Origin of the sequence: Propionivibrio limicola (genome assembly GCF_009469695.1) — a bacterium.
GTDB classification, from domain to species: domain Bacteria; phylum Pseudomonadota; class Gammaproteobacteria; order Burkholderiales; family Rhodocyclaceae; genus Propionivibrio; species Propionivibrio limicola.
In genome coordinates this window covers 54,519-79,842 of sequence record NZ_SSSR01000012.1, presented here as the reverse complement: position 1 = coordinate 79,842, position 25,324 = coordinate 54,519, and the positions used below count along the sequence as shown (strand labels likewise).

23 protein-coding genes are annotated in these 25,324 nt (G+C 62.2%); 13 read left to right on the top strand and 10 right to left on the bottom strand.

All coding sequences use genetic code 11. The annotated features are described in order from the left end of the window. The first annotated feature begins 8 nt into the window (after positions 1-8). The 3 genes from rph to hemW are packed head-to-tail and all read left to right on the top strand — an operon-like array spanning position 9 to position 2,517. Positions 9-725, top strand: coding sequence for a ribonuclease PH (rph, locus tag GH659_RS09765; RefSeq protein WP_153111215.1), 717 nt, complete (start codon positions 9-11; stop codon positions 723-725). After that, positions 722-1,309 (top strand): RdgB/HAM1 family non-canonical purine NTP pyrophosphatase, encoded by a 588-nt coding sequence (rdgB, locus tag GH659_RS09760; RefSeq protein ID WP_153111214.1) that lies wholly within the window; start codon positions 722-724, stop codon positions 1,307-1,309. The genes rph and rdgB overlap by 4 nt, the downstream gene beginning before the upstream one ends. Beyond that, entirely contained in the window at positions 1,309-2,517 is a 1,209-nt protein-coding gene (gene hemW / locus GH659_RS09755) for a radical SAM family heme chaperone HemW (RefSeq protein ID WP_153111213.1), read from the top strand. The genes rdgB and hemW overlap by 1 nt, the downstream gene beginning before the upstream one ends. Positions 2,518-2,557: 40 nt before the next feature. Here the strand turns inward: hemW and GH659_RS09750 are convergent, their stop codons facing one another. From GH659_RS09750 to GH659_RS09725, 6 genes are all read right to left on the bottom strand, one after another. Further along, complete coding sequence (locus GH659_RS09750; RefSeq protein WP_153111233.1) at positions 2,558-3,625, bottom strand: NYN domain-containing protein; 1,068 nt, start codon at positions 3,623-3,625, stop codon at positions 2,558-2,560. 153 nt (positions 3,626-3,778) lie between these two features. Further along, on the bottom strand, positions 3,779-4,336 hold the full coding sequence (locus GH659_RS09745; RefSeq protein ID WP_153111212.1) for a hypothetical protein: 558 nt from the start codon (positions 4,334-4,336) through the stop codon (positions 3,779-3,781). Between the two features lie 204 nt (positions 4,337-4,540). Next, on the bottom strand, positions 4,541-5,122 hold the full coding sequence (locus GH659_RS09740) for a DUF4405 domain-containing protein (protein WP_170285864.1): 582 nt from the start codon (positions 5,120-5,122) through the stop codon (positions 4,541-4,543). 118 nt (positions 5,123-5,240) lie between these two features. Further along, on the bottom strand, positions 5,241-6,671 hold the full coding sequence (locus GH659_RS09735) for a sigma 54-interacting transcriptional regulator (protein WP_343030106.1): 1,431 nt from the start codon (positions 6,669-6,671) through the stop codon (positions 5,241-5,243). Positions 6,672-6,683: 12 nt separating this feature from the next. Continuing rightward, positions 6,684-7,262: a permease gene (locus tag GH659_RS09730; RefSeq protein WP_246167797.1), complete on the bottom strand. Its 579-nt coding sequence runs from the start codon at positions 7,260-7,262 to the stop codon at positions 6,684-6,686. Then, positions 7,249-8,697 carry a HAMP domain-containing sensor histidine kinase gene (locus tag GH659_RS09725; protein WP_153111209.1) on the bottom strand — a complete coding sequence of 483 codons (1,449 nt, stop codon included), beginning with the start codon at positions 8,695-8,697 and terminating at the stop codon, positions 7,249-7,251. The genes GH659_RS09730 and GH659_RS09725 overlap by 14 nt, the downstream gene beginning before the upstream one ends. 215 nt (positions 8,698-8,912) lie before the next feature. Here GH659_RS09725 and GH659_RS09720 point away from each other — a divergent pair, with 215 nt between their 5' ends. Both GH659_RS09720 and GH659_RS09715 read left to right on the top strand, forming a co-directional pair. Further along, entirely contained in the window at positions 8,913-9,617 is a 705-nt protein-coding gene (locus GH659_RS09720; RefSeq protein ID WP_246167796.1) for a bactofilin family protein, read from the top strand. 33 nt (positions 9,618-9,650) lie between these two features. Next, positions 9,651-10,307 carry an N-acyl amino acid synthase FeeM domain-containing protein gene (locus GH659_RS09715; protein ID WP_153111207.1) on the top strand — a complete coding sequence of 219 codons (657 nt, stop codon included), beginning with the start codon at positions 9,651-9,653 and terminating at the stop codon, positions 10,305-10,307. Here GH659_RS09715 and recQ read toward each other — a convergent pair whose 3' ends face one another. Both recQ and trhP read right to left on the bottom strand, forming a co-directional pair. Continuing rightward, a complete protein-coding gene (gene recQ / locus GH659_RS09710) occupies positions 10,308-12,134 on the bottom strand; it encodes a DNA helicase RecQ (protein WP_153111206.1) in 1,827 nt (608 codons plus the stop codon). Between the two features lie 29 nt (positions 12,135-12,163). After that, positions 12,164-13,453, bottom strand: coding sequence for a prephenate-dependent tRNA uridine(34) hydroxylase TrhP (trhP, locus tag GH659_RS09705; protein ID WP_153111205.1), 1,290 nt, complete (start codon positions 13,451-13,453; stop codon positions 12,164-12,166). Between the two features lie 73 nt (positions 13,454-13,526). Between trhP and rng the strand changes: the two genes are divergently transcribed. From rng to GH659_RS09690, 3 genes are all read left to right on the top strand, one after another. Continuing rightward, positions 13,527-14,981: a ribonuclease G gene (rng, locus tag GH659_RS09700; RefSeq protein ID WP_153111204.1), complete on the top strand. Its 1,455-nt coding sequence runs from the start codon at positions 13,527-13,529 to the stop codon at positions 14,979-14,981. 147 nt (positions 14,982-15,128) lie between these two features. Next, on the top strand, positions 15,129-16,751 hold the full coding sequence (locus GH659_RS09695; protein WP_153111203.1) for a methyl-accepting chemotaxis protein: 1,623 nt from the start codon (positions 15,129-15,131) through the stop codon (positions 16,749-16,751). A gap of 4 nt (positions 16,752-16,755) precedes the next feature. After that, entirely contained in the window at positions 16,756-17,274 is a 519-nt protein-coding gene (locus tag GH659_RS09690; protein WP_153111202.1) for a C40 family peptidase, read from the top strand. Between the two features lie 31 nt (positions 17,275-17,305). Here GH659_RS09690 and GH659_RS09685 read toward each other — a convergent pair whose 3' ends face one another. Continuing rightward, entirely contained in the window at positions 17,306-19,123 is a 1,818-nt protein-coding gene (locus tag GH659_RS09685) for a hypothetical protein (protein ID WP_153111201.1), read from the bottom strand. 193 nt (positions 19,124-19,316) lie between these two features. Between GH659_RS09685 and GH659_RS09680 the strand changes: the two genes are divergently transcribed. From GH659_RS09680 to GH659_RS09660, 5 genes are all read left to right on the top strand, one after another. Then, positions 19,317-19,760 carry a YaiI/YqxD family protein gene (locus tag GH659_RS09680; RefSeq protein WP_153111200.1) on the top strand — a complete coding sequence of 148 codons (444 nt, stop codon included), beginning with the start codon at positions 19,317-19,319 and terminating at the stop codon, positions 19,758-19,760. Between the two features lie 140 nt (positions 19,761-19,900). Next, the gene (dcm, locus tag GH659_RS09675) at positions 19,901-21,178 is read left to right on the top strand and encodes a DNA (cytosine-5-)-methyltransferase (protein WP_153111199.1); all 1,278 of its coding nucleotides are present in this window, start codon (positions 19,901-19,903) and stop codon (positions 21,176-21,178) included. 9 nt (positions 21,179-21,187) lie between these two features. Beyond that, complete coding sequence (locus tag GH659_RS09670; RefSeq protein WP_153111198.1) at positions 21,188-21,469, top strand: hypothetical protein; 282 nt, start codon at positions 21,188-21,190, stop codon at positions 21,467-21,469. Next, positions 21,469-21,885 (top strand): very short patch repair endonuclease, encoded by a 417-nt coding sequence (locus tag GH659_RS09665; protein WP_153111197.1) that lies wholly within the window; start codon positions 21,469-21,471, stop codon positions 21,883-21,885. Before GH659_RS09670 ends, GH659_RS09665 begins: the two co-directional genes overlap by 1 nt. 5 nt (positions 21,886-21,890) lie before the next feature. Then, on the top strand, positions 21,891-23,204 hold the full coding sequence (locus tag GH659_RS09660; protein WP_153111196.1) for a type II restriction endonuclease: 1,314 nt from the start codon (positions 21,891-21,893) through the stop codon (positions 23,202-23,204). Positions 23,205-23,285: 81 nt separating this feature from the next. Here GH659_RS09660 and thiC read toward each other — a convergent pair whose 3' ends face one another. Further along, a complete protein-coding gene (gene thiC, locus GH659_RS09655) occupies positions 23,286-25,202 on the bottom strand; it encodes a phosphomethylpyrimidine synthase ThiC (protein WP_153111195.1) in 1,917 nt (638 codons plus the stop codon). Positions 25,203-25,324 lie beyond the last annotated feature (122 nt).

The window sequence follows — 25,324 nt, the reverse complement described above, 5'->3', positions numbered from 1 at the left end:
GAAACGCCATGCGTCCCAGCCAACGCCAGCCTTCGCAACTGCGCGAAGTGCGCATCACCCGCAACTACACCCGTCACGCCGAAGGCTCCGTGCTCATCGAAATGGGCGACACCAAGGTACTGTGCACCGCCAGCGTCGAGGAATCCGTGCCACCCTTCCTGCGCGGAAAAGGGCAGGGCTGGGTGACCGCCGAATACGGCATGCTGCCGCGCTCGACGCACACGCGCTCCGCGCGTGAAGCCGCCAAAGGAAAACAGACCGGCCGCACGCAGGAAATCCAGCGTCTGATCGGCCGCTCGCTGCGCGCCGTCATCGATCTGACCGCCCTCGGCGAACGCCAGATCACGCTCGACTGCGACGTCTTGCAGGCCGACGGCGGCACGCGCTGCGCCTCGATCACCGGCGCCTGGGTGGCGCTCTACGATGCCTGCGCCAAGCTCGTCGACAACGGCAAACTGCCGACCAACCCGATTCGCGACTACGTCGCCGCCGTCTCGGTCGGCATTTTCGAAGGCACGCCGGTGCTCGACCTCGACTACCCAGAGGATTCCGGCTGCGACACCGACATGAACGTGATCATGACCGGCGCCGGCGGCATCGTCGAAATCCAGGGCACGGCCGAAGGTGAGCCATTCAGCCGCGCCCAGATGGACCAGCTCGTCGACCTCGCCGAAGCCGGCATCGCCCAACTCATCGCCCAGCAGAAAGCCGCATTCGCCTCATGAAACTCGTCGTCGCCTCGAACAATCCCGGCAAGCTCCGGGAATTTTCCGAAATGCTTGGCCCGCTCGGCTGGGAACCCGTCCCGCAGAAGGAGCTCGGCGTCTCCGAATGCGAGGAACCGCACTGCACCTTCGTCGAAAACGCGCTGGCCAAGGCGCGCCACGCCGCCGCCGTCACCGGCCTGCCGGCGCTCGCCGACGACTCTGGCCTGTGCGTGCATGCGCTGGGCGGCGCGCCCGGTGTCTATTCGGCGCGCTATGCCGGCGAACCGAAGTCTGACGAGCGCAACAACGAGAAGTTGATGAGCGACCTGGAAGGCCAAAGCGACCGCCGCGCCCACTACGTCTGCGCGCTCGTCTTCGTCCGCCACGCCAACGATCCGCAGCCGATCATCGCCGAAGGCGAATGGCACGGCGAAATCGTCGACGCGCCGCGCGGGCAGGGCGGTTTCGGCTACGACCCGTATTTCCTCGTGCCCGATCTCGACGTCACCGCCGCCGAACTCGACGCCGCCGAAAAGAACCGCCGCTCGCACCGCGGCAAGGCGCTGGCGATCCTCATCGAACGGCTGAAGCAACGCGGCTGATGCGCGTCATTCCCATCGTTCCACATGGCACGGTCACCAAGGCCGCCGGCACACTGGAGTTCCGCGTCCCGCCGCCGCTCTCGCTGTACGTGCACATCCCGTGGTGCGTGCAGAAATGTCCATACTGCGACTTCAACTCGCATCAGGTGCGCGACAGTTTTCCCGAAGACGCCTACATCGACGCCCTGATCGCCGACCTCGAAGCGGCGCTGCCGCTCGTCTGGGGGCGCAAGATCGTCAGCATCTTCTTCGGCGGCGGCACGCCGAGCCTGCTCTCGGGCGAAGGGCTCGACCGTCTGCTCACCGCCATCCGCACCCGCCTGCCGCTGCTGCCCGAGGCGGAAATCACGCTCGAAGCCAATCCCGGCACCGTCGAAACCGGCAAATTCGCCGCCTTCCGCGCCGCCGGCGTCAATCGCCTGTCGCTCGGCATCCAGAGCTTCAACCCCGAGCACCTCAAGGCACTCGGCCGCATCCACGACGATGCGGAAGCAAAACGCGCCATCGAGATCGCCGCCCGCCACTTCGACAACTTCAACCTCGACCTGATGTACGGCCTGCCGGGCCAGAGCATCGAGCAGGCGCTGGCCGACGTCGAGCAGGCGCTCGCTTTCGCGCCGACGCACCTTTCCTGCTACCAGCTCACCGTCGAGCCGAACACGGCCTTCGCCGTCGCGCCGCCCGCATTGCCGGAGTCGGATATCTGCGCCGACATGCAGGAAGCCATCGAAGCGCGGCTCGCCACAGCCGATTTCATCCACTACGAAACCTCCGCCTTCGCCCGCGCCGGCCGGCAATGCCGGCACAACCTCAACTACTGGACGTTCGGCGACTACCTCGGCATCGGCGCCGGCGCGCACGGCAAACTGACGCTGCACGACCGCGTGCTGCGCCAGATGCGCTGGAAGCAACCGAAGCAATATCTGGCGAAGGTCGCCGAATCAGCACCGATTCAGGACGAATTCACCGTCGACGCCGCCGACCTGCCGTTCGAATTCATGATGAACGCCCTGCGGCTCAATCAGGGTTTCGATGCCGCACTCTTTGAAGCGCGCACTTCGCTGCCGCTGATCGGCATCGAATCCACGCTCCGCCAAGCCGAAGCCGAAGGACTCATCGAACGCCGCCCCGGCTATATTGCGCCAACGCGCCAAGGGCAGCGCTTTCTCAACCGCCTGCTGGAGATGTTCCTCGAAGAGAACGATTAGGCCGGAGTAGAAGCTCAATTCGGCTTCGGTTACTGGCGCATCATCTGTTCGGCTGACCTTTGACCCGGAAATATCGGGCAGCCCCTGATCCTGTCATCTCGAAGCGCCCTGCAGCCGTCAAAGCCTCTGTCAGCGTTGCATACCCGGACTCCTTGACGCTGCAACCAAGCCCTTTGAGTTTTTGCCCGATCATTCCAATAGGCGCCCAGCCATTCGTGGCCGTAGCTGCCTGCACCGCTTGTTCAAGCGAGGCCATGTATTGCTTGGTTTTTTCAGCGCCAGACAGCGGCGCACATGCCGCCCGAAGCGGTCGGCAAAAATAACTTTGCCCATTCTTGTAGGCTCGCTGCACCAACTCGAATGCAACGGTTTTCTGGACGAGGTCGATGAATTTTGCGCAGCCGTGCGTGCGCGGATCGAAATCCGGATAATTGGCATGGATATACGTCGACATTTGGCCCAGCATCGCCCAGCCCTGCTCATCGGCCACGTTCGTGTAGGCCCGAAGCAGGATCTTTACCGCCATGGCAGGAGGCCGAAACGCAAGGGGCTTTTCACCTTCCGGCTCGGGGAGGGTATCGCCGGAAGATGCGATTTTCCCGACTTCCTTCTCGCAAGACTCTGAAGCGGGTTCATTCCTCGCTTCCGGCGTCTGCTCTGGCTGGGGAGCCTCAAGCAGATTTTCGACGTAAATGTAACGATCACAGGCATTCACGAAGGCCTTGGGCGCCTTTTTCTCACCAAAGCCAAAAACGACCAGACCATCTTCACGAATGCGGGTTGCGAGACGAGTAAAGTCGCTATCGCTACTGACAAGGCAAAAGCCCTCGAAACGACGCGAATGGAGGAGATCCATCGCATCGATGATAAGCGCGCTGTCGCTTGCATTCTTTCCGGTGGTGTTGCGGTACTGCTGTATGGGATGGATCGCATGTTCGGCCAGCTTGCCTTTCCAGGCGGCAAGGTTCTGGCTGGTGAAATCACCGTAGATACGTCGTACGGTTACGCGAGAATGTCTCGTAATTTCCTCCAGAATGGGGGAAATAGTGTCCAACCGAACATTGTCGGCATCGATCAGGACCGCAAACGGCGGTAGATCATACTTCATGCGTACCGGGCTCCATCTTGTGGCTAATGACAAGATGTTATCAAATCGTTTCAGCGCCGCAGAGAAATTGGCGGCGTAACCTCCCCCGCCCATATCATCGCTCCAATCCCTGTCCTCCGCGAAAACGCACCCGGCCTTCCGGCCGGGTTTCCATCAGATCGCGCCGTGAGTCTCGCGCTTGGCGTCGTTGGTTGTTTTCATCGCCTCGTCGAGACTCATTTCGGGCAGCTTGTACTTGTAGTTCTTCAGTCCTTCAAACAAGGTCACCACCTTGTCGGTCGCGCCCTGGCCCTTGAAGTCGGCTTTTTCGAGCGCTGCCATCTCGCACAGTTCGCTCCACACCAGCCCCTGCACGAGCGGGTAGAACGCGACGCTCACCCCATTGACCGTTGAGACGAACGCCTTGGGAATATTGACGACGAACAGGACAACGATCGCGCCGGGCTGGATGTCGGCGCCGCACTTCTCGAGCAGCACCTGGAAATCCTGCAGTTGGTCGAGCGAACCGGCGAGCAGCTGCAGTTGCTCGCCGCTGGCCAGCGCAATCGCCTGCCGGAGCAGACTGACCGGCGGTTTGCGCCGCCCTTGCGCATCGGCAACTTCGCCCTCCTGCAGGATCAGTTCGCCGCGGTAGGCAAACACCCCGGCCGCGGAGCCTTGCTCCTTGAAATTGGCGTTGAAGAAAAGTGGTTCGTAACGGTCGAGCAGCATGGGATCTCCCTTGAGGAATCGTTTTATCGGCAAACGTGTGCGTCGGGACAACGAAAACCCACTGGCCCGACGCGCGTTCAGCCGTCTAAAGCAAATTCAAGGCCCATCCCTCAAACCCATGAATGGCAAGCGACGCCGGTCCGGCCCCCGCCGCACCGGCAGCACAATGTCGGGTTTGCAACACCGACGGAGACAGCCGCCGCGCTATTCCTTCTCGACGAGATCGTCCGGCCGGCGCGGCGGATTGACGACCGCCGAAAGCAGTTTGACCGGCTCCATGTGATGGGCACGCGCCAGCGCCTCCAGCGATTCCGCCGCCGTGGCATCGCCAACGCCCGCCTGCGCCACCCGTTCGAGCACTTCCGCCGCCGATACGCCGAGCACCGGCGCCACATCGCCAATCGGCGCACGCAGTACGGCGCCGACCGTCTGACGCATCAGATTTCCCTCCTTGGCGGACGGAAAGACGATAAAGGCCACCGAAACCAGCGCCACCACGACGAGCAGGATCTGCGTGCGCGCATCGGCGAACAGACGCGTCAGCGATTTTCGGTGGCGCAGCAGATGCAGGACAGTGGCCGCGACGAAGGCCAGGCCCAGCCATTCGTGCATGGCCGCCACCTCGCCTTTGTAGAAGCGGTAGAACATCATGACGCCGGTGACACACACCACCACTCCGAGCGCCATCGTCAGCGGCGTCGCATATTTCTTGAGCCAGTTGTCAAAGCGCCCGGCTTGGGCCAACTCCATGGCGGAACCGGCGGCTACCGGAGTATTCGCGCGCATCACATTTCTCCTTTGCAAAATGACTGTGCCGACGATTATGGCGAGCCCGGGTAACCGGGTTATTTCGCAACACGCACTGTCTGTTGCCAAATATTTCAGACGGAGCAGGTATGCAAGATCAATCGGGGGCATCCGAACCGCTATCGGCCGTCGCGCTCCCGCCCTCGCGCCGGAACATGCCGGGCGTCAGGTCGTATTTCTGCAACAGGCGATAGAACTCGGTGCGATTGCGCTCGGCCAGCCGCGCCGCGTCAGCGACGTTGCCCTCGGTCAGTTTGAGCAGCTGGACGAGGTAATTGCGCTCGAAACGCTGCTTGGCTTCGGCATAGGACAGCACTTCGACGCCGGGCACGCGCAAGGCGCGCTGCACGAGCGGCAGCGTGATCAGCGGCGTCGTCGCCAGCGCACAACATTGCTCGATGACATTGTACAGCTGGCGGACATTGCCCGGCCAGTTGGCGCCCGCCAACGCCTGCATGGCGTCCGGCGCGATGCCTGCGATGCCCTTGCCGTACTTGCGCACCAGCTGCTGCATGAAATGGCTCGCCAGCAGCGGAATGTCTTCGCGCCGCTCGTTGAGCGGCGGCAAGGTCAACGTCACGACGTCCAGCCGGTAATACAGATCCTCGCGGAACGATCCTTCGGCCAGCGCCGCTTCAAGGTCGCGGTGCGTCGCGGAGAGCACGCGCACGTCGACCGGCTCGGTGCGCGTGGCGCCGACCGGGCGCACGGCGCGATCCTGCAACACGCGCAGCAGCTTGACCTGCAGCGGCAGCGGCATGTCGCCGACTTCGTCGAGGAACAGCGTGCCGCCGTCGGCGGCCTTGAACAGGCCGGGGTGGTCGCTCGTCGCTCCGGTGAAGGCGCCGCGCACGTGGCCGAACAGCTCCGATTCGAGCAATTGTTCCGGCATCGCGCCGCAGTTGATGGCGACAAACGGCGCCTTGGCACGCGGGCTGGCGCGGTGGATGGCCCGTGCCAGCAGCTCCTTGCCGGTGCCGCTCTCGCCGCGAATCAGCACGCTGGCATCGGTAGCGGCGACGACGCGCGCTTCTTCCATCAGCGTCGCCATGCGGCTGCTGCAAAAGACGATGCCGTTCCGCCAGCTGTCGCCACTGCCTTCACCGTCCCCGGCAACGTGGGAGAGTTGCAGCGCCTGCTCGATCTTTTCGAGCAGCACCTTGCTGTCGAACGGTTTCGTCAGATAGCCGAAAACGCCGCGCGACATGGCATCGACAGCGTCGGGAATGGTACCGTGCGCGGTCAGCAGAATGACCGGCAAGGTTGGCCGCGTGGCGCGAATCTCCTCGAACAGCGCCAGCCCGTCCTTGCCCGGCAAGCGGATGTCGCTGACCACCAGCTGCGGCGGCTCGACGGCGATGCGCGCCAAGCCTTCTTCCGCCGAAGTCGCCGTCGACACGCGGAAGCCCAGCGCGTTGAGGCGCATCGAGAGCAGGCGCAGGATATCCTGGTCGTCGTCGATGAGCAGGATGTGGGCGGGCGGGCGCGATGGCCTGGACGGAAGAGGGGAGGCAGTCATGGCAGGCATTCCATCGGTTGTTCAGGGAGTACGCGGCTGGGGCGGACGGGTGGTCATCGTTTTCTCGATGTCGGTGATGGCGTCCAGCTTCTGCTGCAGTTCGTCGCTGCGACGCTGCGCGTCCTTCGCCTGCTGCGCGAGTTTATCGTTCAGCGCCTCAAGACGCTGGCGCTCCTGATACTGGCTGGCCAGCGTCCGGGCCAGCGGTTGCAGGCTGACCGCATCGGGCGCCGTCGATTTCAGCACCGCGTCGAGCAGATTCAGGGCGCGCCCCAGATCGCGCGGCCCGTGCGGCTGACCGAGCAGCAGCGCGAGGCGCACCTGGCGCGACGGCGTCGGCGGCATCGCCGTCAGGACGATCCGCTCGCGCGCCAGTTCCTGTGGCGTCAAGCGCAGCAGCAGCTGGCTGTAGCCGAGCACCGGCAGCATGGCCGTTTCGTCGACCTGCACCGCCACATGGCGCGTGCCTTCGCCCGCCTCTTCGGCCACCGGCAACGGCGTCGAGCAGGCGCCAAGGGCGAACGCCAGCAGGGCGGAAACACTCAGCGCGAGGCGTCGCCAGTCGCCCGACGCGGCCTGCATGCGGTCATGACATCTCATAAGGCACCTCGATCCGGAAGTGTGCGCCACGGCGAGCGGCGTTTCCCGGCGCATCCTCACCTTGGTCGTCATCATCGACAAGGCGAACTTCGCCCCCCATGCCGCCGACCAGCTCGCGCACGATCGACAACCCGACGCCGCTGCCCTGCCTCGGCAGCGGGGCAGCATGTTGCCCCTGCACGAACGGCTCGAAAATCCGCTCCGCATCCGCTTTTGCGACGCCGGGCCCCTCGTCGAGGCAGTCGATGCGCAAGCGCTTGCTGCCACCATCGCACGCAGCCAGCAGGCGAACGCTGCCGCCCGGCGGGCTGAAATCGATGGCATTGGACAACAGATTGTCGAGGACGACCCGCAGCTTTTCCCGATCCAGCCCGAGGGTAACGGACGGTGCTTCATGGCTGACCGCAAGACCACGCGCCTGAATCTGCAATTCACGCTCGCGCACCGCCTCGGCCAGCAGCTCGGTCAGTACGGTGGGCTGTAGCTGCAGACGGTGGGCGTCGAAGGCCACCGCGTTGAGCCGCAGCAGCCCCTCGATCTGTCGCTGCAGCGTCATCGCGTTCTGCTGCAGGATCGTCACGACCTCCTGCTGCGTCGCGTCAAGCGGACCGACCACCCCGTCCTGCAACAGCGCCACACCCTCGCGCAGCGCGGCCAATGGCGTTTTCAGCTCGTGCGAGACGTGGCGCAACGTTTGTTGCCGTTCGCGCTCCAGTTCGCCCAGTCGTTGCCGCAACCAATCCAGCTGACGACCGACCTGCCGCAGGTCGGCCGGTCCACCGACGGTGACGGGCTCATCAAGGCGATTGCCGCCGAGCCGCTCGATCGCCCGTTCGAGAATGGCCAGCGGGCGGGTCAGCCACCAGCCCATGGCCAGCGCGACCAACAACGCGCCAGCGACGGCACCGGCCACCCGCCAGCCGAGTTGGCGCCGGTTTTGCTCCAGCGCGGCAAACGCCTCCAACTGTTGCTGCTCGATCCAGTCGCGGGCGCGCAACTCCAGTGCGTTGTTGATTTCGGCCAGCCGGTCGAGAGCCCGGGTGAGCTCATCGCGCGCGACGACGCGATGCAGGCCGTGGCCAAGCGTCGCCACGGCCTCGCGCCAGGCCGCGGGGTGAGGGGCGAGCGGATTGCCGGGCAGCGTTTCCAGATAGTCGGCGCTGCGCTGCGCCGCCGCCGCCTGTTCGTCAAAGCGGCCAAGCACAGCGGCATCCTTGAGGACGAGGAACTGGCGCGCACTCCGCTCCAGGTCGACGCTGCGTTCGGCAAGCTCCCGCGTGGCGGCGGCAACCTTCAACGCCACCTCGTTGCCGTGGCGGTTCTGCGCGACGAAACGTTCAAGCAGCCACCAGCTCTGGATGGCCGCGCCACCCAGTAAAAGCGCAATCAACAGGAAGCCGGCCAGCATCCCCTGGCGGAACGAAATTCGAATCATGGCGCTTTCAGTGTAGAGCGTCGGCGCAATCCACGCGGTAACAAATTGCAAGCCGGCTTTTGTCGCCCGCCGGCGACACAGCAAGCATTTGTTTTTCCGTTCCTTCTGATGACGGCCGGAAACCCTGTCTCTTTTTCACGACAGCAAGGATTGAAAAACTCAGACGCCGAATCAAGAAATATATTTAATGCGTTGTTTTTGAATGACTTTCAAAAATGGCACAGATATCGCTAAAGAGGGCAATCCCCGCTTTCCAGCGCGCCAGAGAGGCTCACATGTTCAACAAATCCCCCATTTTCAATCGCAATGACCCTGCCAACCGCAAAGCATCGGCGCTGGCGGTTCCGGGAAATGCAGCCAACCCCGTCGCAAAACCGTCCGGAGCACCCGAGCAGCCCATTCCCCGCCTGACACCCGCGGCCAGCGAGAGCAGCGGCAAGGCTTTAACGGCGATGGCTCCGGCGCTCGCGACGCCAGCGGCAACGACACCCACCGACGCCACGGCGAGCGGAAATTCCATGGGCGCCCGTCTGATCGTCGGCCCCGACGTCAAGCTCAAGGGGGCCGAGATCCTCGACTGCGACACCTTGGTCGTCGAGGGCCGCGTCGAGGCGACGATGGACAGCCGCGTCGTCCGTATTGCGGAAGGCGGTTCGTTTGCCGGCAAGGTGAGCGTCGATGTCGCCGAGATTCACGGCACCTTCGAGGGCGAGCTGACGGCCCGCTCGCAGCTGATCATCCATTCGACGGGAAGGGTGAACGGCACCATCCGCTACGGCACGCTGGTCGCCGACGAAGGCTGCGAGCTGTGCGGTGACATCAGCCGGATTTCCCCGGGCACCACCGCACGAATGCCGGCCAAGGACAAGCCGCTCCCGGTCGCGGAAGCGTCGGACACCCTCACGGCCGCGGTCGTTTAAGCGTGCGCTCCCACCGGCATTCAGAGTAAAAACATGCAGCACGTCACACACGAGACCCGGCGGCCAGTCAAGGCGTCCGCAAGCCAAGGCGGGGAACAACGGCGGCAAACCTCGCTCTGGTCGCTCTGGGACGGTTCTTCGCGTCACGGCGACTACGACATTCGCCCGGCGTTGACGCCATACCAGCATGGCGCGGCCAGTCTGCTCGTGCGCCGAATGTATGCCCGTTGCGGCTACGACACGCGCTCCGTCGGTTATGAATTGAACGATCCCAACCGGATGACGCTGACCGCCTGGCAGGCGGATGCGGCCGTGGCAACGGTCACCATCGGCCGGGACTCCGCTTCCGGCCTGATGGCCGACACGCTCTATGCTGAAGAGCTCGCAACCATGCGAACCTCCGAACGCGTGCTGTGCGAAGTCACGCGGCTGGCGATCACCCCGGAAGCGAGTTCCCCCGAGCTGCTCACGACCCTGTTCCGGACGGCGATGTTCCACGGAATGATGTTCTTCGCCGCCAGCGACGTCGTCATCGAGGTCAACCCGCGCCACGCGCCGTACTACCGGCGGCAGTTCGGCTTCCGGCAGATCGGCGAATTGCGGCAGTGTCCGCGCGTCAACGCGCCGGCCGTGCTGCTGCATCAGGAACTGGACGATATTTCGGTGAGCGGCCAGGAGGTGGTCCGCTGATCACACCGCCACCAGCAGCGCCAACAACGCCTCGCCGTAACGGTCGGCCTTCGCCTGCCCGATGCCGGGAATCTGCAACAACGCCGTCGTCGATTGCGGATGCTGCGTCGCCAGCTCGGCGAGCGTGCGGTCGTGCAGGATGACGTAGGCCGGTACGCCCAGTTCCTTCGCCTTCTCCGCCCGCCACTGGCGCAGGGCGGCGAACAGCGGCGCATCGGCTTCGGATACCGCGGCCGGCGCGGCCCGGCCGCCGGTCGCGGAGGCTTTCGTGGCTTTCAATTTAGCGCGCGGAATATGCCGGCGCAGCGTCAACGTCGTTTCGCTTTTGAGCACCGGGCGGGCGGCTTCGGTCAGCTTGAGCGCGCCGTAGGCGTGGGCATCGGCTTCGAGCACGCCGGTGGCGAGCAGCTGGCGGAAGATCGAGCGCCAGGCCATGTCGTCGAATTCGGTGCCGACAGCGAAGGTCGGCAGGCTGTCGTGGCCGAACTGTTTGACCTTCTCCGTCGCCTTGCCGCGCAGGATGTCGATCAGATGACCGGCGCCGAAGCGCTGGCCGGTGCGCAGCGCGGCCGATAGCGCCTTCTGCGCGGCGACGGTGCCGTCCCAGACTTCGGGCGGGTCGAGGCAGACGTCGCAGTTGGCGCAGGGCGTCGCGTCCTCGCCAAAGTAGTTGAGCAACACGGTGCGCCGGCATTTGGCCGACTCGCAGTAGGCGAGCATGGCGTCGAGCTTCTGGCGTTCGACGCGCTTCTGTTCTTCCGGCGAATTCGAATCCTCGATCATCTGGCGGTGGATCACCACGTCGTTGAGGCCGTAGGTCATCCACGCTTCCGACGGTTCGCCGTCGCGTCCGGCGCGGCCGGTTTCCTGATAATAGGCTTCGAGGCTCTTCGGCAGGTCAAGGTGGGCGACGAAGCGCACGTCCGGCTTGTCGATGCCCATGCCGAAGGCGATGGTGGCGACCATGACGATGCCGTCCTCGCGCAAAAAGCGCTGCTGATGGCGCTGGCGCGTTTCGGCGTCGAGTCCGGCGTGGTAGGGCAGCGCATTGACGCCCTGCTGGTTGAGCCAGGCCGCCGTTTCATCGACCTTGCGCCGCGACAGGCAATAGACAATGCCGGCCGCGCCGCGATGGTCGGCCAGAAAAGCCAGCAGCTGCTTGCGCGGATTGTCGCGTTCGACGACGGTGTAGCGGATGTTCGGCCGGTCGAAGCTGGAGACGAAGATTTCCGCCGTATCGAGGCCGAGCCGGGTGATGATTTCCTGCCGCGTCAGTTCGTCGGCGGTGGCGGTCAGCGCGATGCGCGGAATGTGCGGGTAGCGTTCGTGCAGCTTCGAGAGCTGGATGTATTCGGGCCGGAAATCGTGGCCCCACTGCGACACACAATGCGCTTCGTCGATGGCGAACAGGGCGAGCTGGCCGCGCTCGTCGAGCTGGTCCATGAGGCCGACGAAGCGTTCGGTGAGCAGCCGTTCGGGGGCTACATAAACCAGATCGAGTTCGCCGCGCATCAGCCGGCGCTCGGTGTCGACGACCGCCTCGAAATCGAGCGAGGAATTGAGGAAGGCGGCGCGCACGCCGGCCAGCAGCAAGGCATCGACCTGATCCTGCATGAGCGCGATCAGCGGCGAAACGACGACGCCGACGCCCGGCCGCAGCAGCGCCGGAATCTGGTAGCACAGCGACTTGCCGCCGCCGGTCGGCATCAGCACCAGCGCATCGCCGCCGCCGCTGACGTGATCGACGATCTCGGCCTGCTGGCCGCGGAAAGAGGGGTAACCGAAAACGCGCTGGAGAATGTCGAGCGCCGCAGGGTTGTTCTCCATAGCGGTCATCGCCGGCGAATCAACAAACATCAAAGAAAGCGGGCGAGCAGGGCGCCCGGCAGCGCCTTCGGCAGCGGAATCCAGACGCGGTGGCCGTTGCCCGGCGCGACGTCGAGCGCGGCGCCGTCGGCATTTTCCATGCGCGTCAGCGGCAGCTCGAAGTTGCCCGAAGGATGGATGACCTCGATGCGGTCGCCGACGGCGAAGCGGTTCTTGACGTCGATCTCGGCCAGACCACGCGCCGCATCCCAGCCGATCACGTCGCCGACGTAGAGGCTGCGTCCCGATTCGGAATGGCCGCGCAGGTAGTTCTGCATGTCGGCTTCGTGGTGGCGCTGGTAGAAACCGTCGGTGTAGCCGCGGTTGGCCAGCCCTTCGAGTTCGCCGAGCAGTTGCGGGTTGAACGGCCGACCGGCGACGGCGTCGTCGATGGCGCGGCGGTAGACCTGGGCGGCGCGCGCCACGTAATACGGCGACTTGGTGCGGCCTTCGATTTTCAGCGAATCGATGCCGATATCGACGAGGCGCTGGACGTGCTCGACGGCGCGCAGGTCCTTCGAGTTCATGATGTAGGTGCCGTGCTCGTCTTCCTCGATCGGCATCAGTTCGCCGGGGCGTTCCTTCTCTTCGAGCAGCCAGACCTTTTGCGCTGGCTGTACATCGCCGGCCGGGTTCTCGTCGGCCGCCTTGACCTTGTAATCCCAGCGGCAGGAATTGGTGCAGGTGCCCTGATTCGAATCGCGCCGGTTGAAGTAGCCGGAGAGCAGGCAGCGGCCCGAATAAGCGACGCACAGCGCGCCGTGTACGAAAACTTCGAGTTCGATGTCCGGGCATTCCTGACGGATTTCGGCGACCTCGTCGAGCGACAGTTCGCGCGACAGGATGATGCGGCTGACGCCGAGCTTCTTCCAGAAACGCACGGCGGCGAAGTTGACGGTGTTCGCCTGTACCGAGAGATGCACCGGCATCTCCGGCCATTTTTCGCGCACCATGTCGATCAGGCCGGGGTCGGCCATGATCAGCGCGTCCGGCTTGAGCGCGATGACCGGCGCCATGTCGGCGAGGTAGCTGCGCACCTTGGTATTGTGCGGCAGCACGTTGCTGACGACGTAAAACAGCTTGCCGCCGGCGTGCGCTTCGGCAATCGCGTTGCCGATGGCTTCGAGATTGCCGAATTCGTTGTTGCGCACGCGCAGGCTGTAGCGCGGCTGGCCGGCATAGACGGCATCGGCGCCGAAAGCATAGGCGTTGCGCATCATGACCAGCGAACCGGCGGGAGCGAGGAGTTCTGGAGTACGGCGGAGGGATGTGGCAGACATGGGCAGGAACGCCGGAAGGGCGGTTAGAATGCGGCAAATCAAGATTTTACCTGCTTTCGGGAACGAGCTTTTCATGCCTCAAGAGATACTGATCAACTTTACGCCGCAGGAAACGCGCGTCGCCGTCATGTACCAGGGCGCCGTGCAGGAGCTGCATATCGAACGCACGGCCAGCCACGGCCTCGTCGGCAACATTTACGTCGGCCGCGTCGTGCGCATCCTGCCCGGCATGCAGTCGGCCTTCGTCGATGTCGGACTCGAGCGGACGGCCTTCCTGCACGTCGCCGATATCTGGCAGCCGCGCACCTGCGGCGAACAGCCCCGACCAATCGAACGCATCCTGCACGAAGGCCAGCGCGTCGTCGTGCAGGTGCTCAAGGATCCGATCGGCACCAAGGGCGCACGCCTCACCACCCAGATGTCGATCGCCGGCCGCCTGCTCGTCTATTTGCCGCAGGAGAAACACATCGGCATTTCGCAGCGCATCGGCAACGAAACCGAGCGCGAGGCGTTGCGCGAGAAGCTGACGCGGCTGATCCCGGCCGACGAGCCGGGTGGCTTCATCGTGCGCACGATGGCCGAAGGATCGACCGAAGAGGAGCTGGCCAACGACATCGACTATCTGCGCCGGATCTGGCGCGACATCGACGCACAGACCAAGACGGCAGCGCCTCCCAGCCTTGTCTATCAGGAATTGTCGCTCGGCCTGCGCGTGCTGCGCGACCTCGTCAATTCCCGCACCATGCGCATCGACATCGACTCGCGCGAGAATTTCCAGAAACTCACCGCGTTCGCCGCCGAATACACGCCCGCCGTGCTGCCGCTGCTCAATCACTATATCGGCGAGCGGCCGCTGTTCGAGCTGTACGGCGTCGAGGAGGAAATCGAGCGGGCGCTGGCGCGGCGCGTCAATCTCAAGTCGGGCGGCTACCTGATCATCGACCAGACCGAGGCAATGACGACGATCGACGTCAATACCGGCGGCTACGTCGGCGTGCGCAACTTCGACGATACCGTCTTCAAGACCAACCTCGAAGCGGCGCAGACGATCGCCCGCCAGCTGCGCCTGCGCAACCTGGGCGGCATCATCATCACCGACTTCATCGACATGGACAGCGAGGAACACCGCGCCGCCGTCCTTGAAGAGTTCAACAAGGCGCTGTCGACCGACCCGACGCGTCTGACGGTCAATGGTTTCACCGCGCTCGGTCTCGTCGAGATGACGCGCAAGCGCACGCGCGAATCGCTGGCCCACGTTTTGTGCCAGGAATGCCCGATGTGCGGCGGTCGCGGCGAGGTGAAAACGGCACGCACGATGTGCTACGAGATCATGCGCGAGCTGCTGCGCGAGGCGCGCCAGTTCAACGCCCGCGAATTCCGCATCCTGGCCAGCGTCTCGGTGATCGACATCTTCCACGAGGAGGAATCGCAGGGCCTCGCCATGCTCTCCGACTTCATCGGCCGCCCGATTTCGCTCAAGGCCGAAGCGAACTACTTCCAGGAACAGTTCGATATTGTGCTTTTATAGGCCGAACGTCATACTGGCAAAACCTTGTTTTCAACAGGGCTTTGCCAACTAAAGCCCGCCGGTAGAGCTTCAGGATTCATAGCTGCACGTATTCGTCGTACCTTGTCTGCCCCCCCCCGCACCGACTATCGACACCGCGAAAGAACCATGAAAATCAATCTGCCCGTCACCCAGAACGAGACCCCGTTTCCGAAGGGTCGCTACATCGTTTCCCGCACCGACCTGAAAGGCATCACCACCTACGTCAACGACACGTTCGTCGATGTCAGCGGTTTCTTGCGCGAGGAGCTCATCGGCAAGAACCACAATGTCGTCCGCCATCCGGACATGCCGCCGGAAGCCTTCGCCTGGATGTGGGACACCATCAAGAAGGGGCGGCCGTGGCGCGGCACGGTCAAGAATCGCTGCAAGGATGGCAATCACTACTGGGTGGATGCGCTCGTCGTACCGGTGCTCAAGAACGGCGCGATTACCGGCTACATGTCCGTGCGCACCGAGCCGACGCGGCAGATGATTGGGGAGGCCGATGCCTTCTACAAAAAACTGAAAGACGGTCAGGCGACGCTGCCGAAAATTTCATTCTGGAAACGCGTTTCCCTCAAATGGAAGCTCGGCGGCGTGGTCGGAGTGATCCTTGCGCTGCAACTGATCGGCTGGGGCGTCACCCAATTCGGCGCGGCCGCCGGCATCAGCCCGGAGGTGGCGAACTGGATCAGCCACACCTTCGGACTGGTCGGCATCAGCGCCAGCGCCGCCCTGTTGCTGATGCAGCGCCAGTTGCTGGTGATTCTCGACCGGATCGTCAAACGCATCGAAAACATCGCTGAGGGCGAACTGACCGACGCGATCCCGCTCACCCGGGAGGACGAACTCGGCCAACTCAACGACGCGCTGATCACCACGCAGACGCATCTCAAGGCCATGATGGCCGAGATTTCCGAGGCCGCCGATCTCATTTCCGACAACGCCGACGCGCTCAGCGCCGAAATGGTGCAGACGCGCAAGGCCACGGAACAGCAATCGGATGCCGTTACCCGCATCGCCAACGAAGTTGAACAACTCGTCGTTTCGGTTAACGAAATCGCCGACAGCGCGCAGAAAGCCACGGAAAGCGTCGGCGCCTCGCACAGCCTGCTCGAGCAGGCGACGTCGAGCATGAACAACAGCCAGGCCGCCACCGCCAACGTGGTACGCACGGTCGACAACGCCGGCAACACGATGGCCGACCTGTCGCGCTCGATCACCGCCATCGAAAACATCAGCCAGGTCATTCGCGGCATTGCCGACCAAACCAACCTGCTCGCGCTCAACGCGGCCATCGAAGCGGCGCGGGCCGGCGAGGCCGGGCGCGGCTTCGCCGTCGTCGCCGACGAGGTCCGGAAGCTCGCCGAACAATCCGGCAAGCAGACCACCGAGATCACCGAGAGCGTGCATGAAATCCAGCGCGTCACCCAGATTGCGCTCGACTCGATGAGTGCCGCCGGCACCCATGTCGCCGACACCGATGCGGCGATGACAACCGCCCGCCAAGGGCTCGACTCGGTCGTCGAGCACGGCAACGAAGTCGCCGCCATTTCGCGGCAGATTGCCGACGGCACGCGCCAGCAATCGAGCGCCGGCAACGAGATCGCCAGCCACGTCGAGGAAATCGTCGGCGGCATCGGACAGACCACGGCGGCGATCGCCAACGTGTCCGAAAAAACCGAGCGCATGAAGGCGGTCTCCTCCAATCTGCAGGACCTGATCGCCTACTTCCGCTTCATTCGCTGATCGCATGACAATCGAACGCTTGCCGGCAAACATCAAAACGATCCTTGCCGCACTGGCGGCCGGGGTGGTTTTGATTCTCCCCGGCTGCAGCAGCTTGCCGCCATCCCAACCGGGGACCACGACCGGTACCCGACCCGCCGCCACCGAGCAAGGGCGCGAAATCACATTTTTCGCCCTCGGCCTGATCGACACCGGCTACCGCTTCGGCGGCAAGAACCCGGAAGCCGGTCTCGATTGCAGCGGCATGGTCAGCTACATCTACAACAACGCCACCGGAATCCGGCTTGGCGGCAGCGCCGCCGACATCGCCCGTCGCGGCCGACCCATCGCCCGCGATGAACTGCGTCCCGGCGACCTCGTCTTCTTCAACACGCGCAATGCGCCGTTCTCGCACGTCGGCGTCTACATCGGCGACGACCGGTTCGTGCACGCCCCATCCACCAACGGCCGCGTGCGTGTCGACCAGCTCAGCGCCAAGTATTACGCCCAGCGCTTCGAGGCCGCACGCAGCTATATCGATTAGCGATGTTTCACATGAAACACAGCGCCATCGCTCACTGGCCAAGCACCCCGTAACCCAGAATCCGCACGCGCTCCTTAAACTTCTCCACATGCTCGCTGCGCACCACCAGCGTTTTTGGGCCGGCGGCAAGGCATAGCGCGGAAGTCTCCTTGTGCCCGGCAATGACGGCGGCTGTCTCACCATCCCGGCACTCGATCAGTACGGCACTTCCCGACACTTTCAACGCCTTGCCGTTCTTTTCGCAGTTGCGGATGAACGAATCGACTGTTTCGGGGAGTGGCATGTCGTCACCGCGTTCGAGGAAGGCGCGCAGTTCGCCGATATCGAAGCCTTTTTCGATCGCCGACAAGGCTTTCGTTCGATCGAGCCGCCAACAGCCCGGCTCCACGACCTCCGCCCAGTGGTCGAGGAGCAGGGTTTCTTCCGGGGCCGGCGTTCCGCGCACGACCCGGACTTGCAGGCCGGGCAGCACGGAAAGCCCGATATTGCTGACCACGGCGCCGGGCTTGTATTCCGCTTCGCGTCCAAGAATGTAGGCGCCAAGCGGCGTCAGGCGGATATGCGACAAGCCGTCATGGCGGCTCAAAAACGCCAGATCGTCCGTACCCCAGATATGGCGGTAGTCCCTGCGGGCATCGACAGGATCGACATAGGCCACGTCGATCAGCCCCAGCGTTGCGGCATACTCGAACAGGAAAGCAAAAATGTAACGCTCCTGCAGAACGTTCCAGCCGCCATAGCCGGCGTAGCCCAAACTGCCGTAATCCGGGCTGCAGATGTAGAGGCGCCACGAATCATGCGTCACCGAAAAATTCAGCCCGACCGCGCACATGTAGCGCGAGAACAAATCGACCGACACCCAGCGCCCGACCGGACATTCCTGTAACGCGGCCTCAATGGCCGCCCGGCGCGGCGCCACAGCGGTCATCACGCGCCCCTTGCCACCTTGCCCCTTGATCGCATCGACGCGGGAAAACTCGTCGAACAGCGTCGATTTTTGCCACTTGCGCCAGAGACCGCGCAGCACGTCGGCCGACGGCGCGCTCAACGCCTTGATTCCGGCCGGTGTCAGCGTCAACCGGGGGCCGGTGCGCGTCGCCAGCCCACCGGCCTGCAACAGCAGCGGCCAGGCAAAGGCGCGGATCGGGCCGATTTCCTGCTCCCATTTCCCTTTCTTCTCGACCAACGGGTAGTAATCGCCGCCGACGAGCTTTTCGCTCAATGCACGCAAACTGGCGGCGCCCGGCAAGGACGTTTTTTCGCTGACCTGAATGCGCGCCTGTTCGATCGTCCGCAGCATGATCGCCAACTCCTGCGCCGCCTCGCGTTCGCCAAGGCGCACCGTCAATTCCTCGCCCTCCGAAAGCGCGTCCGAGCTCGGCAATACGACCGGAGGTGGGGGCGGCACAAAGGCGCGCAACACCGCCTGCAAATCAGCCGGAACCCGAGAGTCCCGTTCGACCGGATCGAAAAGAATGAACAACCCGAGCGCGGAAGCCTTCGGGCTGTACCGGTCGCTCGACTTGGCGCCAGGAACCGTAAAGTCAGGATTCTTCCCGTACTTGGCAACAAAGCGCAACGGGGCAAAAACTCCACCCGGCTGATACGCGCACTCCGAGACGGCCGCGCGCTGCACCTCATTCAGCTGGCCCCACGCCGCCTGAGCTCCGCCACCGAGCATCGCTGCGGCAATCCAGTCGACCAGATCCTGCTTCTTCGACGGCATCGCGCCGGGCAGGTGACTGGCCAGATCCTTCAGTTGCGGGACGGTACATTTTTCAAGCGAAGTTTTAAGCGGGACGGGCATGGCGAAGCTTTCAATCAGAACAGGGATGGACACGTCGGGCATTTTGCCTGATGGCGGCTGATCATGCAGCGGGATGAGCCATCCGGTTTTCCTCTAAACTGATGCCGCGCCGGAGCCATGGCATGAGTTTCATCTGGAACGACGGGCGAAGGTTTCTGGACAAAACAGACACTGCGAAGTTTTTCGGTGGCCACGGCCCTGCCGAAAAGGCAGGTGATATCACGGGGAAAAAACAATGAAAATATGGGTTGATGCCGACGCCTGCCCGGTCGCGATCAAGGAAATTCTGTATCGCGCGGCCAACCGTGCGGAGATTCCGCTGACGCTGATCGCCAACCAGATGCTGCGGGTTCCCCCGTCACCGTGGATCAAGGCGTTGCAAGTACCGTCCGGATTCGATGTGGCCGATCAGCGTATCGCCCAGGAGGCAGATGCCGGCGATGTTGTGGTGACCGCCGATATCCCGCTTGCCGCACAGGTGATTGCAAAGGGGGCGCGGGTGATCGATCCGCGCGGTGAATTGCTCGACAAGAACAACATCGAGGGACGGCTGACGATGCGCAACTTCATGGAAACCTTGCGCAATAGTGGCGTCGAAACCGGCGGGCCGTCCTCGCTCTCCTCCGCAGATAGACAAGCCTTTGCCAATCAGCTGGACCGCTTGCTGGCAAAGCGCTGATAACAGCCGGTAAACAAACCGTTGCCGAAGATTCCTTGTCGGCGTCGCTTGCGAGGCCCTGTTAAAAAGCCGATTGAACTCTTGCTCTGGGACAAAATGAGGCGTAATTTCCCGTTTTAATCCCAGTCAAAGATTGAGCGATGGCCACCGTACTCCATACCGGGCCGGATAACGATCCGGCACTCCGCTACCTCGATGCCGCGCTGCAGCACCATTCCCAGGCAGAAATCGCCCGGCATCTCAGCGTTTCCACGCGAACCGTCCGGCACTGGATTGCCAATCAATCGGTGCCGCCGAGCTATGGCTTCGGGCTGCAACGCCTGTTGCCGCTGGAAGTGGCACCGACCGGCGAGGCCGCTTTCACCTTTTGCGATTTGTTCGCCGGCATCGGCGGCATCCGCCGGGCGTTTGAAGAGATCGGCGGGCGTTGCGTCTTTACCAGCGAATGGGACAGCTACGCGCAAAAAACCTACGTCGAAAACTACCCGGACGGCCACGCCATCAACGGCGACATCACGCAAATCGAAGCCGCCGAGGTCCCCGACCACGACCTGCTGCTGGCCGGATTTCCCTGCCAGCCATTCTCGATCGCCGGCGTCTCCAAGAAAAACGCGCTCGGCCGCGCCCACGGCTTTGCCGACGAAACGCAAGGCACGCTCTTTTTCGACGTCTGCCGCATCATCGAGACCAAGCAACCGCGCGCCTTTCTGCTCGAAAACGTCAAAAACCTCATGTCGCACGACAAGGGGCGCACCTTCGACGTCATCAAGCGTTCGCTCGACGATCTCGGCTACGACATTCACTCGCGCGTTGTCGATGGCGCGCATTTTGTGCCGCAACACCGCGAACGCATCCTGATCGTCGGCTTCCGCAAGGCCGACCGCGTCGCCTTCGACTGGAACGCCCTGCCGCTCCCCGCGAAGGGGCGGAGAACCATGCAGGATATCTTTCACCGCACCGACGGCAGCGAACCGCAACTGCCGTGGGACGGCGACCGCTTCTTCAACCACGCCAGCGGGCAGATCGATCCCAAATACACGCTCACCGACAAGCTCTGGGCCTACCTGCAAGGTTATGCCGCCAAGCACAAGGCCGCCGGCAATGGCTTCGGCTTCGGGCTGGTTTACCCGGGCAGCGTGGCACGCACCTTGTCCGCCCGCTACTACAAGGACGGTTCGGAGATTCTTGTCTATCAGGGCGAAGGCAAGAACCCGCGCCGCCTGACGCCGCGCGAATGCGCCCGCCTGATGGGCTTTCCGGACACGTTCAGGATTCCGGTGTCGGATACGCGGGCTTACAAGCAATTCGGGAATTCGGTTGTTGTTGACGTAATGAAACACGCCGCGCAATTGATGCAACCCTGTCTGAATGCTGATATCCTGGAACCTGAGTTACCCCTTCGTTACGCAACTGCTTGAGGAGTGATCATGCAAGCCCAATCTCGTATTCCAAAACTTCAAGATACTTCGTTTGATGGTGCAATGACATGGTTCGCTGAGATGCAAAATCAGAGCTTTTTGTTTCACCCGGAAGACGATCCTGCTGAAATTGTCGCAATCCAGAGTGGGGATCGGCTCTTCTCGGAAAAGGAAGTCGACGAGCTTCGCTTTGTGCTCGGAGAGCTTGATTCAGCACTTGGTCACGAAAAAATGATCGAAGCTGCCTATCCGATTTTCATGCACGCTTGCGGAATGCGCCTCGACGCTTGATGGTTGATGTTGTCGATGAGGAAACACGAAGCCGGATGATGGCCGGTATTCGAGGCAAGGACACGAAACCGGAGTTATTGGTACGACGCTACCTGCATGGGCGGGGTTTGCGTTTTCGGCTCCATGTTGCCAATTTGCCCGGCAAGCCGGATATGGTCTTTCCGAAATACCGTACGGTGGTTTTTGTGCACGGGTGTTTCTGGCACAGGCATCGGGATTGCAAGTACGCGACAACGCCCGCAACCCGCAGTGATTTTTGGGCGAACAAGTTTCGAGAGAACCTCAATCGCGATCAGTATCAGTTCAATGCTCTTCGAGAGCTTGGGTGGAAGGTTCTTGTGGTTTGGGAATGTGAATTGCGAGAAGGTACAAGCCGTCTGACGCGGCTGTTTTCAGAGATTACCGGAAGGGGCTAAGGGCTATGGCGATCGAACAATGGAGCGATTTGCTGGAATGGTTTGAAAAGAGTTCGCAGGTGTTCATCAAGAAATTGTCAAGAAACGACTGTGGCTGGGCAGAGGACCCAGAAAACGGGCATCAATCTGGAGTCTACATTCCAAGCGAAATCAGGCAGTCAGGCTTCTTTCCCGAACTTAGGAACCTGAATCGAGAAAAGCCGCACATTTTTGAATCCCCACTTCCCACCATTTGGCCAAGTAGCGGGGAAACAAAGGAGAGCAAGCTTAAGCATTATTCGAACAAAGGTTCGGAAATGCACTTCACGGGGGTTCCGAAGGAAGAATTCGCTTACCTGACACCTGCGTCATTGTTGGTTGGCGGTGTGCTTGAAAAGTCCATTTCAGGATGTTTTCAGTACTGGTTCCTCACTGTCGATTCGGCTTCAGAGATTGCTGAGCTCTTGGAGACATCTTTCAATCTCGATGCGGATTTTCATTTCGGGCTTTTTAGTCCTTCCGATGTTTTGCGGGTTCAAAAGGACGAAACGGAACAGCTCATTGATGAGCTTCTTGATGCGATCAAAGCCGGACAACTTGAACAGTTTGTTGCACGAGTGGCTGCGATGCCGTCCTCGGAGATGTTGGCAAGACAGGCCCAGCAAAGCTATATGACGAGCAATGGATTGGAAAGTCTTGATCCGTACAGGCTTAAAAAGCCGGGCGATGCACTGATGAAAATCAGCCGGGACATCGAATTCAGTCTCTATAAAAGCGCAGAGATGCGGTTTCGTGCGGCAGAGGTGATCAGAATCATAACAACTGGCGGTAGCGATATCGTTTCAAGTATCGTGCATAACTTCCGTGAGCTTGATGCTCTGTTCTTGAGCGCTAGCCAACAGCGAAAATCCCGTGCAGGACGTTCTTTCGAACATCACATCAGCAAGCTTTTGGGCGACGGTGGAATTTCTTTTGAGGCGCAAGCAGTAACCGGGGGACGGCGCCCCGACTTTGTGATGCCGAACGTGGTGACGCTCCAAAAAACTGATCGGACCTATGATGAGGCGTTGATTCTTTCTGCAAAAACGACTTTGAGAGAGCGCTGGAAACAGGTAGGTCTTGAGAAATTCCGGTGCACACTTTTTCTCGCCACTGTTGATGATCGTGTTTCCGCGAGTGCAATTTCCGACATGGAAAGCCATGGAATTCACCTTGTAGTTCCCGAATCGCTAAAGAGCTCCAAGGAAACGTGTTACGCGAAGAGGTCGAATGTCATTTCATTTCGTGACTTTTTCGATGAGGAAATAGCTAATAAGCGTGCAGTGCTGGTTTGTTGCTAAGCGCATTTCAAGTCTGGAAATAGCACGGGCCGCATTCGCGGCCCGCTTTCTTGCTGCGCCGTTATCGCGCCACGGCAGCAATTACAGCTTGTGATACACCTCGGCGCCGGTCTTCACGAATTCGATGGACTTCGCCTCCATTCCCTTTTCCAGCGCGGCTTGCTCGTCGATCCCTTGTTGTGCCGCGAAGTCGCGCACGTCCTGGGTGATCTTCATCGAGCAGAAGTGCGGGCCGCACATTGAGCAGAAGTGGGCGACCTTGGCCGATTCCTTGGGCAGCGTTTCGTCGTGGAAGCTGCGCGCCTTGTCCGGGTCGAGGCCGAGGTTGAACTGGTCTTCCCAGCGGAATTCGAAGCGCGCCTTGCTCATCGCGTTGTCGCGGATCTGCGCGCCGGGGTGGCCCTTGGCGAGGTCGGCGGCGTGGGCGGCGAGCTTGTAGGTGATGATGCCTTCCTTGACGTCGTCCTTGTTCGGCAGGCCGAGGTGTTCCTTCGGCGTGACGTAGCAGAGCATGGCGGTGCCATACCAGCCGATCATGGCGGCGCCGATGCCGCTGGTGATGTGGTCGTAACCCGGGGCGATGTCGGTGGTCAGCGGGCCAAGAGTGTAGAACGGGGCTTCCTTGCAGTGCTTGAGCTGCAGGTCCATGTTCTCCTTGATCATGTGCATCGGCACGTGGCCGGGGCCTTCGATGAAGACCTGGCAATCGTGCTTCCAGGCGATGTCGGTGAGTTCGCCGAGCGTTTCGAGTTCGCCGAGCTGGGCGGCGTCGTTGGCGTCGTAGATCGAGCCGGGGCGCAGGCCGTCGCCGAGCGAGAAGCCGACGTCGTAGGATTTCATGATGTCGCACATTTCTTCAAAGTGCGTGTAGAGGAAGCTTTCCTTGTGGTGGGCGAGGCACCACTTGGCCATGATCGAGCCGCCGCGCGAGACGATGCCGGTCATCCGGTTGGCGGTCATCGGCACGTAGCGCAGCAGCACGCCGGCGTGGATGGTGAAGTAGTCGACGCCTTGCTCGGCCTGTTCGATCAGCGTGTCGCGGAAGATTTCCCAGGTCAGTTCCTCGGCTTTGCCGTCGACCTTTTCCAGCGCCTGATAGATCGGCACGGTGCCGATCGGCACCGGGCTGTTGCGGATAATCCATTCGCGCGTTTCGTGGATGTTCTTGCCGGTCGACAGATCCATCACCGTGTCGCCGCCCCAGCGGATCGACCAGGTCATCTTCTCGACTTCTTCCTGAATCGACGAACCGAGCGCCGAGTTGCCGATGTTGGCGTTGATCTTGGTCAGGAAGTTGCGGCCGATGATCATCGGCTCGGCTTCCGGGTGGTTGATGTTGGCCGGGATAACGGCACGGCCGCGCGCGACTTCGGAGCGCACGAATTCCGGGGTGATTTCCTCGGGAATGGCGGCGCCGTAGTTGTGGCCAGGGTGCTGGCGGGTCATCAGCTCAGCCAGCTTGGCGCCCTGCGGCCCGGAGGTTTTCAGGGTTTCGATGTAGGCGCGGCGGTTGTTGTTCTCGCGGATGGCGATGTATTCCATTTCCGGCGTGATGATGCCTTGCCGGGCGTAGTACATCTGGGTCACGTTCTTGCCGGGCTGGGCGCGTAGCGGCTTGCGGTGCAGGCCGGGGAAGCGCAGTTCGTCGAGCGATTTGTCGGCGGCGCGCTGGCGGCCGAATTCCGAGGAAAGTTGCGCAAGCTCTTGGGTGTCGTTGCGCTCGGCAATCCATTTGGCGCGCAGCGCCGGCAGGCCGTTGCGGATGTCGATCTTGGCATTCGGGTCGGAGTAGGGACCGGAACAATCGTAGACAAAGATCGGCGGGTTTTTCTCGCCACCGAACGCCGTCGGGGTGTCGTCCTGCGAGATTTCACGCATCGGCACCTGAATATCCGGACGGCTGCCTTGGACGTAGATCTTGCGTGAATTCGGCAGTGGCTTGACGGCCGCTTCATCCACGTGGGCGTCCGAGGCGAGGAATTTATCTTTGGCGTTCATGGCGTTTCCTGGCAAATGCGTGAAAGCGCGTGAAAAGCAGGCCTTTTCACGGCAAAATCAAAAAAACTGTTCGGACAGGCTTGGGCGAGGGGAACGAAGGCGGGAAAAGAGGCAAACTAATT

Excerpts from the sequence above, each read along its gene's own strand:
- rph (WP_153111215.1), top strand. The coding sequence starts at position 9 with ATGCGTCCCAGCCAACGCCAGCCTTCGCAACTGCGCGAAGTGCGCATC.
- rdgB (WP_153111214.1), top strand. The coding sequence starts at position 722 with ATGAAACTCGTCGTCGCCTCGAACAATCCCGGCAAGCTCCGGGAATTT.
- hemW (WP_153111213.1), top strand. The coding sequence starts at position 1,309 with ATGCGCGTCATTCCCATCGTTCCACATGGCACGGTCACCAAGGCCGCC.
- GH659_RS09750 (WP_153111233.1), bottom strand. The coding sequence starts at position 3,625 with ATGAAGTATGATCTACCGCCGTTTGCGGTCCTGATCGATGCCGACAAT.
- GH659_RS09745 (WP_153111212.1), bottom strand. The coding sequence starts at position 4,336 with ATGCTGCTCGACCGTTACGAACCACTTTTCTTCAACGCCAATTTCAAG.
- GH659_RS09740 (WP_170285864.1), bottom strand. The coding sequence starts at position 5,122 with ATGCGCGCGAATACTCCGGTAGCCGCCGGTTCCGCCATGGAGTTGGCC.
- GH659_RS09735 (WP_343030106.1), bottom strand. The coding sequence starts at position 6,671 with ATGCCTGCCATGACTGCCTCCCCTCTTCCGTCCAGGCCATCGCGCCCG.
- GH659_RS09730 (WP_246167797.1), bottom strand. The coding sequence starts at position 7,262 with ATGAGATGTCATGACCGCATGCAGGCCGCGTCGGGCGACTGGCGACGC.
- GH659_RS09725 (WP_153111209.1), bottom strand. The coding sequence starts at position 8,697 with ATGATTCGAATTTCGTTCCGCCAGGGGATGCTGGCCGGCTTCCTGTTG.
- GH659_RS09720 (WP_246167796.1), top strand. The coding sequence starts at position 8,913 with ATGGCACAGATATCGCTAAAGAGGGCAATCCCCGCTTTCCAGCGCGCC.
- GH659_RS09715 (WP_153111207.1), top strand. The coding sequence starts at position 9,651 with ATGCAGCACGTCACACACGAGACCCGGCGGCCAGTCAAGGCGTCCGCA.
- recQ (WP_153111206.1), bottom strand. The coding sequence starts at position 12,134 with ATGGAGAACAACCCTGCGGCGCTCGACATTCTCCAGCGCGTTTTCGGT.
- trhP (WP_153111205.1), bottom strand. The coding sequence starts at position 13,453 with ATGTCTGCCACATCCCTCCGCCGTACTCCAGAACTCCTCGCTCCCGCC.
- rng (WP_153111204.1), top strand. The coding sequence starts at position 13,527 with ATGCCTCAAGAGATACTGATCAACTTTACGCCGCAGGAAACGCGCGTC.
- GH659_RS09695 (WP_153111203.1), top strand. The coding sequence starts at position 15,129 with ATGAAAATCAATCTGCCCGTCACCCAGAACGAGACCCCGTTTCCGAAG.
- GH659_RS09690 (WP_153111202.1), top strand. The coding sequence starts at position 16,756 with ATGACAATCGAACGCTTGCCGGCAAACATCAAAACGATCCTTGCCGCA.
- GH659_RS09685 (WP_153111201.1), bottom strand. The coding sequence starts at position 19,123 with ATGCCCGACGTGTCCATCCCTGTTCTGATTGAAAGCTTCGCCATGCCC.
- GH659_RS09680 (WP_153111200.1), top strand. The coding sequence starts at position 19,317 with ATGAAAATATGGGTTGATGCCGACGCCTGCCCGGTCGCGATCAAGGAA.
- dcm (WP_153111199.1), top strand. The coding sequence starts at position 19,901 with ATGGCCACCGTACTCCATACCGGGCCGGATAACGATCCGGCACTCCGC.
- GH659_RS09670 (WP_153111198.1), top strand. The coding sequence starts at position 21,188 with ATGCAAGCCCAATCTCGTATTCCAAAACTTCAAGATACTTCGTTTGAT.
- GH659_RS09665 (WP_153111197.1), top strand. The coding sequence starts at position 21,469 with ATGGTTGATGTTGTCGATGAGGAAACACGAAGCCGGATGATGGCCGGT.
- GH659_RS09660 (WP_153111196.1), top strand. The coding sequence starts at position 21,891 with ATGGCGATCGAACAATGGAGCGATTTGCTGGAATGGTTTGAAAAGAGT.
- thiC (WP_153111195.1), bottom strand. The coding sequence starts at position 25,202 with ATGAACGCCAAAGATAAATTCCTCGCCTCGGACGCCCACGTGGATGAA.